This is a genomic window from Algibacter sp. AS12 (assembly GCF_046736315.1).
GTDB lineage: Bacteria > Bacteroidota > Bacteroidia > Flavobacteriales > Flavobacteriaceae > Algibacter_B > Algibacter_B amylolyticus.
On sequence record NZ_CP151841.1, the window covers coordinates 1627534 to 1641547 of the forward strand.

12 protein-coding genes are annotated in these 14014 nt (G+C 35.4%); 3 read left to right on the forward strand and 9 right to left on the reverse strand.

Annotated elements, in window-relative coordinates:
• Positions 1-53: 53 nt before the first annotated feature.
• From AAFN75_RS06820 to AAFN75_RS06860, 9 genes are all read right to left on the reverse strand, one after another.
• Entirely contained in the window at positions 54-1502 is a 1449-nt protein-coding gene (locus AAFN75_RS06820; RefSeq protein ID WP_411808849.1) for a TolC family protein, read from the reverse strand.
• Positions 1495-4743 (reverse strand): efflux RND transporter permease subunit, encoded by a 3249-nt coding sequence (locus tag AAFN75_RS06825; protein WP_411808850.1) that lies wholly within the window; start codon positions 4741-4743, stop codon positions 1495-1497. The genes AAFN75_RS06820 and AAFN75_RS06825 overlap by 8 nt, the downstream gene beginning before the upstream one ends.
• Before the next feature lie 22 nt (positions 4744-4765).
• Positions 4766-5848, reverse strand: coding sequence for an efflux RND transporter periplasmic adaptor subunit (locus AAFN75_RS06830; RefSeq protein ID WP_411808851.1), 1083 nt, complete (start codon positions 5846-5848; stop codon positions 4766-4768).
• Positions 5849-5980: 132 nt separating this feature from the next.
• A complete protein-coding gene (locus AAFN75_RS06835) occupies positions 5981-6373 on the reverse strand; it encodes a hypothetical protein (protein WP_411808852.1) in 393 nt (130 codons plus the stop codon).
• A gap of 73 nt (positions 6374-6446) precedes the next feature.
• Positions 6447-8504 carry a prolyl oligopeptidase family serine peptidase gene (locus tag AAFN75_RS06840; RefSeq protein ID WP_411808853.1) on the reverse strand — a complete coding sequence of 686 codons (2058 nt, stop codon included), beginning with the start codon at positions 8502-8504 and terminating at the stop codon, positions 6447-6449.
• A 133-nt stretch (positions 8505-8637) separates the two neighbouring features.
• A complete protein-coding gene (locus tag AAFN75_RS06845) occupies positions 8638-9627 on the reverse strand; it encodes an aspartate-semialdehyde dehydrogenase (RefSeq protein WP_411808854.1) in 990 nt (329 codons plus the stop codon).
• 138 nt (positions 9628-9765) lie between these two features.
• The gene (gene mscL / locus AAFN75_RS06850) at positions 9766-10173 is read right to left on the reverse strand and encodes a large conductance mechanosensitive channel protein MscL (protein WP_411808855.1); all 408 of its coding nucleotides are present in this window, start codon (positions 10171-10173) and stop codon (positions 9766-9768) included.
• A 76-nt stretch (positions 10174-10249) separates the two neighbouring features.
• Positions 10250-11356 (reverse strand): alanine racemase, encoded by a 1107-nt coding sequence (alr, locus tag AAFN75_RS06855; RefSeq protein WP_411808856.1) that lies wholly within the window; start codon positions 11354-11356, stop codon positions 10250-10252.
• A complete protein-coding gene (locus AAFN75_RS06860) occupies positions 11349-11996 on the reverse strand; it encodes a thymidine kinase (RefSeq protein ID WP_411808857.1) in 648 nt (215 codons plus the stop codon). Before AAFN75_RS06860 ends, alr begins: the two co-directional genes overlap by 8 nt.
• A gap of 108 nt (positions 11997-12104) precedes the next feature.
• Between AAFN75_RS06860 and AAFN75_RS06865 the strand changes: the two genes are divergently transcribed.
• The 3 genes from AAFN75_RS06865 to AAFN75_RS06875 all read left to right on the forward strand — a co-directional run bounded on the left by AAFN75_RS06865 (position 12105) and on the right by AAFN75_RS06875 (position 14004).
• On the forward strand, positions 12105-12866 hold the full coding sequence (locus AAFN75_RS06865; RefSeq protein WP_411808858.1) for a hypothetical protein: 762 nt from the start codon (positions 12105-12107) through the stop codon (positions 12864-12866).
• A gap of 103 nt (positions 12867-12969) precedes the next feature.
• Positions 12970-13644, forward strand: coding sequence for a 16S rRNA (cytidine(1402)-2'-O)-methyltransferase (rsmI, locus tag AAFN75_RS06870; RefSeq protein ID WP_411808860.1), 675 nt, complete (start codon positions 12970-12972; stop codon positions 13642-13644).
• 15 nt (positions 13645-13659) lie between these two features.
• On the forward strand, positions 13660-14004 hold the full coding sequence (locus AAFN75_RS06875) for a HopJ type III effector protein (RefSeq protein WP_411808861.1): 345 nt from the start codon (positions 13660-13662) through the stop codon (positions 14002-14004).
• The last annotated feature ends 10 nt before the right edge of the window (positions 14005-14014 follow it).

Sequence of the window (14014 nt, forward strand, 5' to 3'; positions counted from 1 at the left end):
CCGCCCAAAATTAATTGAGCGGTTTGAAAATTGAATTAATTTAAATGATTAAATCAATTCCATCCTCCACCTAATGCTTGGTATAATTTAATGTTTGCAATGAATTGGTTTCTTTTAGTTTCTATAATTTCAATTTTAGAATCTAAAGCTTCACGTTGTGTTAGTAAAACCTCGGTATATTCTGCTCTAGCCGATTTAAATAGTTGAATAGAAAGGTCTATGGCCTCGGTTAAACTATTTACTTGGTTTTCTCTTAAACGATAACTTTCCTTAAGGTTTTCGACTTTAGATAATTGATTAGACACTTCAATAAAAGCATTTAAAACTGTTTTTTCGTATTCAAACACAGTTTGCAATTGCTTGTTATTTGCTGTGCTGTATTCAGCTTTTATGGCATTTCTATTAATGAGCGGTGCCACCATATCTCCAATTAACGAATAGGCTAAAGATTGTGGTGTATTAGTTAAAAACTTAGGTTTAAAAGCTTCAAAACCAATTCCAGCGCTAATGCCAACTGACGGATAAAAATTTGCTCTAGCCACTTGTACATTCAGTTTGGAAGCAGAGAGTTCTAATTCAGCGTGTTTAATATCTGGACGATTGGTTAATAACTGCGAAGGAATTCCAGTGTAAATAGCATCGACTTGTTTTGTTAGAAATGTCTCGGAATGTCTTGTTACAGGTTGCGGGTATCTACCGACTAAAAAGTTGATTAAATTCTCTGTTTCAACTATTTTTTGCTTAATCTCAAACTTGTTGCTTTGGTTTTTATAGACTTCGGCTTCAAACCTGCTAACAGCAAGTTGAGTGGTTCGTGCGGCTTGCTTTTGCAACTTAACCATTCTTAATGCATTTTGTTGAATATCTAAATTTTGCTGAATAATGGTTAACTGATTATCCAGCGCCATAAGCTCATAATATGCACTTGAAATTTCTGATATAAGCTGAGTAACCATAAAATTTTTGCCTTCTATTGAAGCTAAGTACTCTAAAACCGCTGCTTTTTTCTCGTTACGTAGTTTTTTCCAAATATCGAGTTCCCAAGAGGCCGATAAACCAACCGAATAGTTGGTTAAAGGTTCTGGAAATTCTTCATCTTCTCTAATATTTAGATTTTTTTCTACCGCGCCATTTCTGGTAAATTCACCAACTTTATCGACATCTGCTCCAACGAAAGCATTTACAAAAGGTAAGTATTCACCTTTTTTAGCTTTAATATTATTTTGAGCCATTCCTATTTTTTGAAGCATAATGTTTAGCTCCTGATTGTTGGATAAAGCCACATCTATCAAAGCAATTAAATCGTTGTCTTTAAAAAACGACTTCCATTTTACGGTAGCTGTATTTGTTGTGTCTTTTTGGGCATTTTTATATTGATTGGGTGTGTTTATATTCGCTTCCCTTATGTTTTTAGTGGGTACACACGAAAACAAGGTAACAGCAATAAAACAACTAAGCAAAAAGCCTTTCCCTAATTTTATCTGTGGTTTTAAATTATTCATCTTTGTTGTTTTTTCTAAGTTTTCTAATGAGGTTTTTCAGTTTATTTATTTGAGTCGTGTTGGCTTGTGTTTGGTTTTCTGCCTCACTTGTTCTAATAAATTGTTCTGATAATGGTTCGCTGTCTTCATCTTTAATAAGGCTTTTACCTTCAGACATTGTAGCAAAAATGTAGTACAGTCCTGGGATAACTAAAACCCCGAAAAATGTTCCAATTAGCATACCGCCCATTGAAGAACCACCAATGGTTCTATTTCCAATTGCTCCGGCTCCTGTTGCTATAATTAGCGGAATTAAACCTGCTATAAAAGCAAACGAGGTCATTAAAATAGGTCTGAAACGTGCTTTGGCACCTTCTATAGCAGCTTCTAATACTGTGGCGCCTTCTCGTTGTTTCTGTACTGCATATTCTACAATTAATACGGCGTTTTTACTGAGTAATCCAACGAGCATAATCACACCAATTTGTGCGTAAACGTCGTTAGCTAATCCCATTAATTTTAATAAGAAGAACGAGCCAAAAACACCAACGGGTAATGATAATATTACCACCAATGGAAGCATGAAACTTTCATATTGTGCTGCCAGAACAAAGTACACAAATACTAATACAACAATAAAAATGTAAATAGATTCGTTACCTCTGCTTGCCTCATCATACGATAGACCTTCCCAAGCAATATCGTAACCTCTAGGCAACTGTTGTGCAGCTACTTCTTTAATAGCGTTTATGGCATCACTACTGGTATAGCCTTTACCAGGTAATCCACGTATTGAAGCCGAATTGTAAAGGTTATAACGTGTAATTTCGTTTGGTCCTAGCTTCTTTTCTATAGACATAAATGCTGAATATGGTACCATTTCACCTTCTTCGTTTTTAACAAAAAGTTTTTCAAGATCCGATGGTAAACGTCTGTATTCTGGTCCCGCTTGGGTGTACACTTTAAAGAATCGACCAAAACGAATAAAACCTTGCTCGTAAGTACTACCAATTAAAATGTTAAGGTTTTCCATAGCTTTGCTAATAGTTACGCCTTTTTGCATGGCAATTTTATTGTTTATTTTTAATTCGTATTGCGGATAATTAGCCGAAAAGAATGTAAATAAACCGGTAAGCTCCTTACGTTTTGATAAGGCTTCCATAAAATCATTGTTTATGCTCTCGAACTTATGGTAATCGGTAGAGTTGGTTTTGTCTAACAAACGCATGGCGAACCCACCAGAAGAACCAAAACCAGGAACTGCAGGTGGCTCGAAATACTCAATTACGGCACCTAAGTCTTTCGTTTCTTCTTCCAATTCTTCCATAATTTCATGAACGGAATGATGACGATCGCCCCATGGCTTTAAGTTAATTAAACACGTACCCGCATTTGAGCCTCGACCTTCAGTCATAATTTCATAACCCGCTAAGGATGATACAGATTCTACACCTTCAGTTTCTTCACAAATTTTTTGAAGTTTTTTAGCGACTTCGTTTGTGCGCTCTAATGTGGCTCCTGGAGGTGTTTGGATAATGGCATAAATCATCCCTTGATCTTCATTGGGAATAAAACCAGCGGGTAATACTTTATTAGTAAAATATATACCGGCACAAAAGGCAGCCAAAATACCGAAGGTAACAACACGTCGTGCTACAATTTTATTGAGTATCTTAACATATCGACCTGTTAGTTTTTCAAAGCCGTTATTAAACCAATCGATAAAACGGTCTACAAGCGATTTTTTTCTTTTTCCATGATTATTTTTAAGCAACATAGCACATAAAACAGGTGTTAATGTTAAAGCGACTAATGCCGAAATTAAAATAGCTCCTGCCATGGTTATAGAAAATTGTCTGTAAAATACACCAACTGGCCCTGTCATAAACGAAATAGGAATAAATACAGATACCATAACTAAGGTAATAGCGATAATGGCACCACCAATTTCCCCTAAAACTTCGGATGCTGCTTTGTATGGATTCAGGTGTTTTTCTTCCATTTTAACGTGTACTGCTTCTACAACTACAATGGCATCATCTACTACAATACCAATGGCGAGTACTAACGCAAATAGGGTAATTAGATTTATAGACAATCCAAAAAGCTGCATGACAAAAAATGCACCAATTAAAGATACAGGAACGGCTATGATAGGAATTAAGGTAGAACGCCAATCACCTAAAAATATAAACACAACAAATGCTACCAGAATAAAAGCATCACGAAGTGTGTGTATTACTTGTTCTATGGATGCATCTAAAAAGTTAGATACGTCGTAGCTTATATTAAAATTAACATTTGGTGGTAATTCTTCTTTTAATTCATCTAACTTTTCCTTTACAGCATCAATAACATCGCTACCATTACTGCCAAAAGTTTGTTTAAGAACAATAGAGGCCGATGGATTTCCGTCTAGATTGGAGTAAATATCGAAAAATTCACTCCCTAACTTTACATCGGCAATTTCTTTAAGTGTTATTATTTCGCCTTCTTTATTGGCTCGAATAATTATATCTTCATATTGTTCGGGTTCATTATATCTATTTTGGTAGGTTAAAACATACTCTAACGATTGGGATGTTATACCCGAACTACGCCCTAAACGACCAGGTCTAGCTAAAATACTTTGCTCTTCCATGGCTTCAAGTACTTCTTCTGCCGAAATGTTGTAGGCACGCATTCTATCTGGTTTTAACCAAACACGCATGGCATATTTTCTACTTCCTAAAATTTTGGCACTTGCAATACCATTAATCCGTTGTATTTCGGGAATAATTTTAGTGTATGCATAGTTGTAAAGAAACTTCTCGTCGTTGTTTTTATCGGTGCTCGAAAGGTTAACGTACATTAACATACTGGGCTGAATGGGCGTAATAATTACCCCTTCGCGTTGTACAAGTTCTGGCAATAATGGCATAACTTGATCTACTCGAGTTTTTACCCGAACAACGGCCTGATTAGGATCTGTACCGGGTTCGAAAATGACCCTAATAGTTGCTTCTCCGGCACTTGTTGCATCCGATGCAATATAGCGCATGCCTTGTACACCATTAATTGCTGTTTCTAGTGGGATTAATGTTGAATTGACTAAAACTTCCGAGCTTGAACCAGGATAAGCAATAAAAATGTTTACCGTGGTTGGTGCAATTTGAGGAAATTGAGATATGGGTAATTGTTTAATGGAAAGCCCACCAACAAATACGATGATGACCGAAATGACGATTGCCAAAACGGGTCTTTTTATAAATTTTTTAAACATGTTTTTGTAGATTAAATTCTAATTATTCGGCATATAAGTCTAACTCAGATAATACTTGGTTAGGTCTTACGAATTTGGTGTGAATTTCTTCGTTGTTTTTTACCATTCTAATACCTTCTAACAGGATGGTGTCGGTTTCTTTTAAACCTTCATTAACAATAAATAAATGTGGTAATTCGGCACCAATAGTAATTTCTTTTTGTTTTACAACGTGGTCTTTATCTATTACAAAAACATAGGTTTTATCTAAAACCTCGAAAGTGGCTTTTTGCGGGATAATAATAACATCTTTAAAAGGTACCGTCATTAAAACACTACCTGTTTCGCCGTGTCTTAAAATGCCATCAGGATTAGGAAACGTAGCTCTAAATGCTATATTTCCAGTTTCATTATTAAACTCACCTTCAATAGTTTCTACAATACCTTTTTGATTAAAACGTTTGTTGTTTGCCATTAAAAGGGCTACTTCTTTTTTTGAATTTTTATCCGCGCTGGTTATATAATCTAAATATTCGGCTTCAGGAACATTAAAATATACCCACATTTTACTGTTGTCAGATAGTGTAGTGAGTAATTCGCCCTCTTCCAAAAGGCTACCTTCTCTTGCTTCTAGATGATCCATAATACCATCAAAAGGGGCTTTAATTCTTGTAAATCCTAAATGAGTTTCTGCAAGTATGACTTCTGCATTTGCTTTGTCGTTCATTGCTTTTGCTATGGCAAGTTCATTTTGCGATACTACATTACCATCTGCTAAAATCTGTGTGTTTGCTAATTCTATTTTGGTTGCGTCAGATTCTGCTTTTGCTTTACTCAGCTCTGCTTGATAAACGTTAGGCATAATTTGAAACATGTGTTGACCTTTTTTAACATATTGGCCTTCATCGACAGATATTTGCTTGAGGTAACCTCTTTCTAATACTCTTATTTCTATATGCCTTGCAGCGTGAATTTGACTTACATAATCTTTAGTGATTGAAGTGTCCTTTTTTATAGGGTTGGTAACTAAAAAGGCTGTATGTTCTTCTTTTTTTTCTTTCTTGGTGTTGCAGCTTGTTGCAATTATAAGCACAAGCAAACTCATGAAAAGGTATGCTTTTTTCATAATTTTATATTGTAATAAATGGAGGTAAAATGATTTTTTAGGTGCGAAAGCACAATGGTTTCCTAACTATATAGATTATTTATATAGCTTTAGAAAAGTGCAAATCGGGAATGATTTACAAAAAAAAAAAAATCAAATTATGAAAACCTGAAGCCTAACATGAAGTTTTGATGAGGACTTATCTTGAAAATTTTTGTGAAAATTAAATGCTTTTTCCGATTGGAGCGTTTCATTATAAGTCAAAAGATTTAAAATGTCGGCTAAAAAGTTTTTAAAAGAAGACTGGTTGTTTTTTGAAGCAGATTCTTCGTTTTCTGTTTCATCGACTTCAGTAATTTCTAAAACTAAATTAGTAGTCGTGGTGTGTTGAGCAGGTTTTATAGCGCTATGCTTAAACGTGCTATCGGAAGTTATGGAGTAATTATTTGCATTTAAAGATGCATCGGGAATAGCATGCAAATTGCTAAATCCTGAAAAGAATAGCAATGCAAAAACCGAAATATATTTAAGTATAATTTTACTCATAATAGACTACAAAACTATTGTAATACTTTTTTTTAGCCAACAATTTTTGCTAAAACTTAACATTTTTACTTTTTTAAAGTGTGATAGGTAAAGCTTTAATGCCCATATTGTATAATGTAAACCCAAAAATATCTGCATATTGGGCTATGGTTTTGCTAACAGGTGTTCCTGCACCATGGCCTGCATTGATTTCAATTCTTATTAAAGCAGGGTTGTTGCCTGTTTGTTTAGCTTGTAATTCGGCTGCAAATTTAAAACTGTGGGCTGGCACTACTCTATCGTCGTGATCGCCTGTTGTTATTAGTGTAGCAGGATATGCAACACCGGGTTTTATATTGTGTAAGGGCGAGTATGCTTTTAAATAATCGAACATGGCTTTGCTGTCTTCGGCAGTGCCATAATCGTACGCCCAACCTGCTCCTGCTGTAAAGGTATGGTAGCGCAACATATCTAAAACACCAACTGCTGGTAAAACAACTTTAGCTAAATCTGGGCGCTGTGTCATAACAGCAGCAACTAATAACCCACCATTTGATCCACCACGTAAAGCTAAATATTTAGAGGTGGTATAATTGTTAGCTATTAAGTATTCCGCGGCAGCGATAAAGTCGTCAAATACATTTTGTTTTTGCAATTTCGTGCCGGCATCGTGCCATGTTTTACCGTATTCGCCACCGCCACGAATATTGGGTACAGCTAATACGCCGCCTTGTTCTAGCCAAACCGCATTAGTTATGCTAAAAGCAGGTGTAAGGCTTATGTTAAAACCGCCGTAACCATATAAAATAGTGGGGTTTTTGCCATTTAAGTTAATCCCTTTTTTGTGGGTAATTATCATAGGGATTTTAGTGCCATCTTTGGATGTATAAAAGACCTGATGACTTTCAAAATTGTTAGTATTAAAATCTATTGAAGGTTGCCAATACAGTGTATAATTGCCAGTTTTTAAATCGAATTTATAAATACTACTAGGCGTGCAGTAGTTGGAGAAAGAGAAGTAGCACGACAGCTCATCTTTTTTGCTGCCAAAACCAATTGATGTGCCTAAACTTGGTAGTTCAATATCTCTAATAAATTCACCGTTGTAAGTGTATTGTTTTACTTTAGAAATGGCGTTTACCATGTAATGCGCAAAAAAATATTCGCCACTTTTGGCAATGGTTAAAACCTGATTAGTTTCTGGAATGACATCTTCCCAATGTTCAGGATCGGGAGTATTAAAATTTACTCGAACTACCTTTTTATTAGGAGCGTTTAAATTGGTTAATAGAAATAGCGTGTCTCCCGCATTGTCAATAAGGTAAGTGTCTGTTTCTGTATTGTTAATTATTGTTTTTAAGGCACTATCTGGCTTAGAAAGATCTTTTATAAAAACCTTGTTTCCGGATGTGGATACGCGTGGAGTTAATACTAAAAACCGATTATCCTCGGTTACTTTTGCATAAATATAGCGGTGTTTTTCTTCTGGTTTAACACCATAAATTATAACATCATTTTCTTGGGGTGTTTTTAATTTATGATAATATACTTTATGCTGGTCTGTTTTAGCCGAAAGCTCGCTGCCTTCGGGTTTGTCGTAGCTAGAATAATAAAAGCCTTCATCTTTATACCACGAAATTTGAGAAAATTTCACATTAGTAAGAGCCGTTTCAATTATGGTTTTGCTTACAGCATCCATAACAAAAACTTTTCTCCAATCGCTTCCACCTTCTGATATGGTGTAGGCTAAAAACTTACCACTTTTAGAAAAACTTATGGCGCCTAATGAAACAGTACCATCTTTAGAAAACGTATTAGGATCTAGAAAAACTTCAGCTCGACTATTTTCATTTTGCTTTCGGTATATAACGTCTTGGTTTTGTAAACCATCGTTTTTAGAAAAGTAGATAAAATCGCCTTCTTTATAAGGGGCGCTAATTTTTTCGTAATTCCATAAGGTCTCTAAGCGGTTTTTTAACTGCGCTCTATGCGGAATTTTATCTAAATACGCATTGGTAACCTCGTTTTGTGTTTCAACCCATGTTTTGGTTTCCAGACTTCTATCGTCTTCTAACCATCGGTATGGATCTTTAACTTCAGCCCCAAAATAGCTATCGGTAACATCAACTGTTTTAGTAAAAGGATATTTCACGTGGTATTTTAAAATTTTAAAAAATAATGATTATATAGGGAGAAGTATGCTTTTTACTACAAAGCTATAATAAAAAAGCCTCTTTACGTTAATTAAAGAGGCTAAAATTGGTTTGTTTAGTTGATAAAGTATATTATACTAGTTTGTTTTCAATTAAATATTCTGCAATTTGAATGGTGTTTGTTGCAGCACCTTTACGAAGGTTATCGGCAACAATCCACATGTTTAATGAGTTGGGTTGCGTTTCGTCTCTTCGTATTCTACCCACAAAAACTTCATCTTTATCGTGAGCAAAAATAGGCATTGGGTAGGTGTTAGTTGCTGTATTATCTTGCACTACAACACCTGGAGTGTCACTTAATAGTTGTCTTACTTCAGCTAAATCGAAATCATTTTCAAACTCAACATTAACAGATTCCGAGTGTCCACCTGCGGTAGGAATTCTAACGGCAGTTGCCGAAATAGAAAACGATCTATCGTTCATAATTTTTTGAGGTTCTCTAGCTAATTTCATTTCCTCTTTAGTGTATCCGTTGTCTTGAAAAACATCACAATGCGGTAATGCATTTCTTCCAATTGGGTAAGGATATGCCATTTCGCCTTCAATACCAGCAATTTCATTTTCTAATTGACGCACAGCCTTAACACCTGTACCAGAAACCGATTGGTAAGTAGATACCACAACGCGTTTCATTTTATATTTTTTATGAAGCGGGTTTAACGCCATAACTAATTGAATTGTAGAACAATTAGGGTTGGCAATAATTTTGTCTTCTTTAGTTAATTCGTGAGCGTTAATTTCTGGAACTACTAATTTTTTAGTTGGGTCCATTCTCCAAGCCGAAGAATTATCGACTACTGTTGTTCCTACTTCTGCAAATTTAGGAGCCCATTCTAATGAGGTATCTCCACCTGCAGAAAATAGAGCGATATCTGGTTTCATAGAAACGGCTGTTTCTAATCCAACTACCGTATAATCTTTTCCTTTATAGGTTAATGTTTTTCCAACCGAACGTTCTGAAGCAACAGGAATTAACTCTGTTACAGGGAAATTACGTTCTGCAAGAACTTTTAACATTACTTCGCCAACCATTCCAGTGGCACCTACTACAGCTACTCTCATCGTTTTATAGATTTTAAAAAATTTGTGTGGACAAAACTAACTATTTATTCTATTTTAGAATATAAAAAAAGCCCTCATTTTATTAAAACGAGGGCTTTTTAACAAGAAATAACAGGTTGTTATTTAATTAACATTTTGTTATTTTTTTAGTAAATCTCTTATTTCTGCTAATAACTCTTCTTGAGAAGGTCCAGCTGGTTCAGCAGGTGCCTCTTCAACAGGTTTTTTAGTTTTGTTATAAGCTTTAACAATCATGAACATAACGAAACCAACAATAATTAAGTTTACTATGGTGTTAATCCAAGATCCCCACATAATAGCGTTTTCTGGTGATGTTACAACACCTTCTGCATTAACAACAGCCTCATCAAGAACTATTTTTAATTCTGCAAAATCCATTCCGCCAGAGAAGTGACCTACAATTGGCATGATAATATTATCGACAAATCCTTTTACAACGCCTCCAATAGCTCCCGCCATTATTACAGCAACTGCAAATTCCACAACGTTACCCGTCATGATAAAATCTTTAAACTCTTTTAACATAATTTTAAATTTTTAGTTAGTATTAATAGGACACAATTTACATAAAAAGTCACAATATGTTTAATCTTCTATTTGATTAATTTATAATTAGACGTTTTATTCTTTGCGATATAGCGGTAATAAGTTCGTAAGAGATGGTGCTTGCGCTAGTAGCTAGATTTTCTGCAGTGGCGTGTTTACCAAAAATAATGACTTCGTCGCCCTCATTGCATTCAATATCAGTTATATTAACCATAATCATGTCCATACAAACATTACCTATAATAGGTGCTTTTTGTCCATTTATGCTTACAAAACCCTTTTCGTTACCGTAAGGCCTTCCAATACCATCGGCATGACCAATGGGCAGCGTAGCTGTTTTTAAAACACCTTCACTTTTATACGCCCTATTATAGCCCACCGAGTCGCCTTTATTAATGGTATGAATTTGAGAAATAATAGTTTTTAAAGTGGCAATTGGCGTTAGGTGCTGGTTTTCTTTTACAGAATTGCCAAAGCCATATAATCCAATACCGCTTCTAACCATATCAAAATGCGCCTCGGGGTAATTTAGTATGCCCGAAGTATTACACATATGCAGTATAGGTTGGTAACCTATCTTTTTTGTAAACCCTTCAGCAATGGTTTTAAAGGTTTGTATTTGGTTTAAAGAGAATTCTTTTTCGTTTAAATCTTCGCTAGCAGCCAAATGAGAAAATAGCGATGTAACATGTACTGCCTCCGTTTCTTTAACTTTAGTAACTATAGAGTTAACTTCAGGTTCTGAAAACCCTAAGCGGTTTAATCCTGTATTAAATTTTATATGAATTGGGAAATTTGTTTGCTTTTCTGCGGAAGCGAACGCTATAAATTCATTTAAAATTTTGGTGTTATATAAACTAGGCTCTAAGTTATAATCTAATAAGGCTTTAAAGTTTACAGATTGCGGGTGCAGTACTAAAATAGGTTTTGTTATGCCAGCATTTCGCAGGGTAATACCCTCGTTAATATAAGCTACAGCAAAATAGTCTGCATTTAAACCTTGTAAATAATTGGCTATTTCGCAGGCATCACTACCATATGCAAACGCTTTAACAACTGCTAAAAATTTGGTGCTAGGTTGTAGCTTAGATTTTAGGTGTTCAAAGTTATGTTTTAGCGCTTTTAAATTTATTTCAAGCACCGTTTCTTGTGCTTTAGGCATTGGAGTTTTTTGGTTTAGTGCTTACTTCTTCAACCTCATTAACCTTCATGTTTTTTACCTTTTCGCGTAGCATGGCTTTGTAATATGCTGCTCTACTTAAAGGCTCGTACTCATTAACCTCGCCTAGTAAAACAAGATTTTCATTTTGATTTTTTCTGTAGCTATACTGGGCTAAATTGCCAGTCCTAGTACAAACGGCATGTACTTTAGTAACATACTCGGCAGTAGCCATTAAATTAGGCATTGGGCCAAATGGGTTGCCTTTAAAATCCATATCTAAGCCAGCCACAATAACACGAATGCCTTTATTGGCTAAGTCGTTGCAAACACGTACAATTTCATCATCAAAAAATTGGGCTTCATCAATGCCAACAACATCGCAACCATCGGCCAAAATAGGAATGTTGGCTGCTGCAGGCACAGGTGTAGAGCGTATTTCGTTGGCGTCGTGTGAGACCACCATTTCTTCATCATAGCGGACATCAATAGCAGGTTTAAAGATCTCTACTTTTTGCCTTGCAAATTGAGCCCGTTTAAGTCTACGAATAAGTTCTTCGGTTTTTCCAGAAAACATAGAGCCGCAGATTACTTCTATCCATCCAAATTGTTCTTTATGATTTACTGTATTTTCAAGAAACATTTCGTAATTTTAACACTAATTCGTAGTCGATTATCATTTGTATAAAGGTGACGTAAATTTATTAAAAAAACAAAAGGCTAAAGTGCAATAATTTAAAATTTATAAACAATGAAGAAGAAGGTTGAATCTGAACTCGTTAGTATAGCACACAGGATTCTTAAATTAAAAGGAAAAGAAGATGTTTTAAAAATGCATGCTGAGGTTTCTGCACTTTATGAGAAGCTTTCGGTCATGAAATTTGCACATGAAAATTTTGAAGGCGATTTGCCAACCATTGGCAACGATTCGTCCTTTTTCGGTATGTTAGACACGGCTTTCAACAATAAAGTAAGCGATAATATAGAGGTTGAAGATAAAATTTATGTAAACCTTGATACTGTTGAAGAGGATGATATTATGGAGCCTGTAATGAATAAAATTAGAGATATGGTTGCTTTTATGCCAGAAGAAACTGAAGAGGCAGAACAACCTAATGCGGCAGCCGAAGAGGATATCTTTGTGCCTAAAACACCAGAAAAACAACAAAACATAGAAGATATTACTGCGGGCTTTGGAGACATTCCTGTTTTTGAGCCTGTTTCTAATTCACAAAACGGAGTGCCACCTAACGGTAAAAAATCCTTGAATGATAAGCTTAAAGTTGGCGGGTTAAACATTGGGTTAAACGATAAAATTGCATTTATTAAACACTTATTTGATGGTAAAAGTGAAGATTACGATCGTGTTTTGTCGCAATTAAATACATTTGTAACCTATGAAAATGCTAAAAACTTTATTGTGCAAATGGTTAAACCAGATTATAATAATTGGGAAGGAAAAGAGGAGTTCGAAGAGCGTTTTATGCAGATCATAGAAGCAAAGTTTAATTAATATTTGGGTGTTACCGCGCAGAAAAAGCGCGGTCGTGCTTTTCATTCATAGTTTTGGCTCGATGCGCGCCTCGCCAAAAGCTAACCATTTCAATCACTAACACATGAGTAAACTATATATAGTTCCAACACCCATTGGAAATTTAAAAGACATCACGTTAAGGGCGCTTGAAGTTCTAAAAGATGTCGATTTAATTCTAGCCGAAGACACCAGAACCTCAGGAAAACTTTTAAAACACTTCGAAATTTCAACTCACATGCAATCGCACCACATGCACAATGAGCATAAAACGGTTGAAAGTATTATTCATAAATTAAAGAGCGGAACTTCGGTGGCGCTAATTAGCGATGCGGGAACACCAGCCATTTCAGATCCCGGGTTTTTATTATCGCGTGCCTGTATTGAAAACGGTATAGAGGTAGATTGTTTACCCGGAGCCACAGCATTTGTGCCGGCATTGGTAAATTCTGGATTACCAAACGATAAGTTTGTATTTGAAGGTTTTTTACCTGCTAAAAAAGGCCGACAAACACGGCTATTGCTTTTGGCAGAAGAAACTAGAACTATGATTTTTTACGAAAGTCCGCATAAACTAGTAAAAACCTTAGGGCATTTTTGCGAGTATTTTGGAGAAGAAAGACAAGTATCGGTTTCGAGAGAATTAACAAAACTATTTGAAGAAACCATTCGAGGTACAGCCAAAGAAGTATTAGAATATTATACCAATAAACCTCCAAAAGGCGAAATTGTTGTTATTGTTGGAGGAAAAGTTAAATAGAATTAAAGTATTACAATGAATTTAGAATCGTTCAAGAAGAAACTAAAAGAAGACCCAACTGCCATAGTGTTTACCGAAACCATGAGCGTTATTGAAGAAAATTACAAATTTGAGCCTACAGCATTTAAAAACGGAACTCTAGAAAATGCCGAAGGGCAAAATTCGGGCTCTTGTAAATTATTTGCTTTTGCTAAAGCACAAGGCTTTTCTAAAGACGAAACATTAGCTTGTTTTGGGCAGTATTATTTTGATGAGGTTTTAAAAGACCCTAATGGAACGGGACACCAAAACATTAGAAATTTTATGAATACCGGTTTTAATGGTTTAAGTTTTGAAGGAAATCCGTTAACCGAAAAATAAAACTTACAAT

What these genes read in the sequence shown, in the direction of transcription:
- AAFN75_RS06820 (WP_411808849.1), bottom strand. Translation starts at nt 1,502, where the DNA reads ATGAATAATTTAAAACCACAGATAAAATTAGGGAAAGGCTTTTTGCTT.
- AAFN75_RS06835 (WP_411808852.1), bottom strand. Translation starts at nt 6,373, where the DNA reads ATGAGTAAAATTATACTTAAATATATTTCGGTTTTTGCATTGCTATTC.
- AAFN75_RS06860 (WP_411808857.1), bottom strand. Translation starts at nt 11,996, where the DNA reads ATGTTTCTTGAAAATACAGTAAATCATAAAGAACAATTTGGATGGATA.
- AAFN75_RS06830 (WP_411808851.1), bottom strand. Translation starts at nt 5,848, where the DNA reads ATGAAAAAAGCATACCTTTTCATGAGTTTGCTTGTGCTTATAATTGCA.
- alr (WP_411808856.1), bottom strand. Translation starts at nt 11,356, where the DNA reads ATGCCTAAAGCACAAGAAACGGTGCTTGAAATAAATTTAAAAGCGCTA.
- AAFN75_RS06875 (WP_411808861.1), top strand. Translation starts at nt 13,660, where the DNA reads ATGAATTTAGAATCGTTCAAGAAGAAACTAAAAGAAGACCCAACTGCC.
- AAFN75_RS06825 (WP_411808850.1), bottom strand. Translation starts at nt 4,743, where the DNA reads ATGTTTAAAAAATTTATAAAAAGACCCGTTTTGGCAATCGTCATTTCG.
- AAFN75_RS06865 (WP_411808858.1), top strand. Translation starts at nt 12,105, where the DNA reads ATGAAGAAGAAGGTTGAATCTGAACTCGTTAGTATAGCACACAGGATT.
- mscL (WP_411808855.1), bottom strand. Translation starts at nt 10,173, where the DNA reads ATGTTAAAAGAGTTTAAAGATTTTATCATGACGGGTAACGTTGTGGAA.
- rsmI (WP_411808860.1), top strand. Translation starts at nt 12,970, where the DNA reads ATGAGTAAACTATATATAGTTCCAACACCCATTGGAAATTTAAAAGAC.
- AAFN75_RS06845 (WP_411808854.1), bottom strand. Translation starts at nt 9,627, where the DNA reads ATGAGAGTAGCTGTAGTAGGTGCCACTGGAATGGTTGGCGAAGTAATG.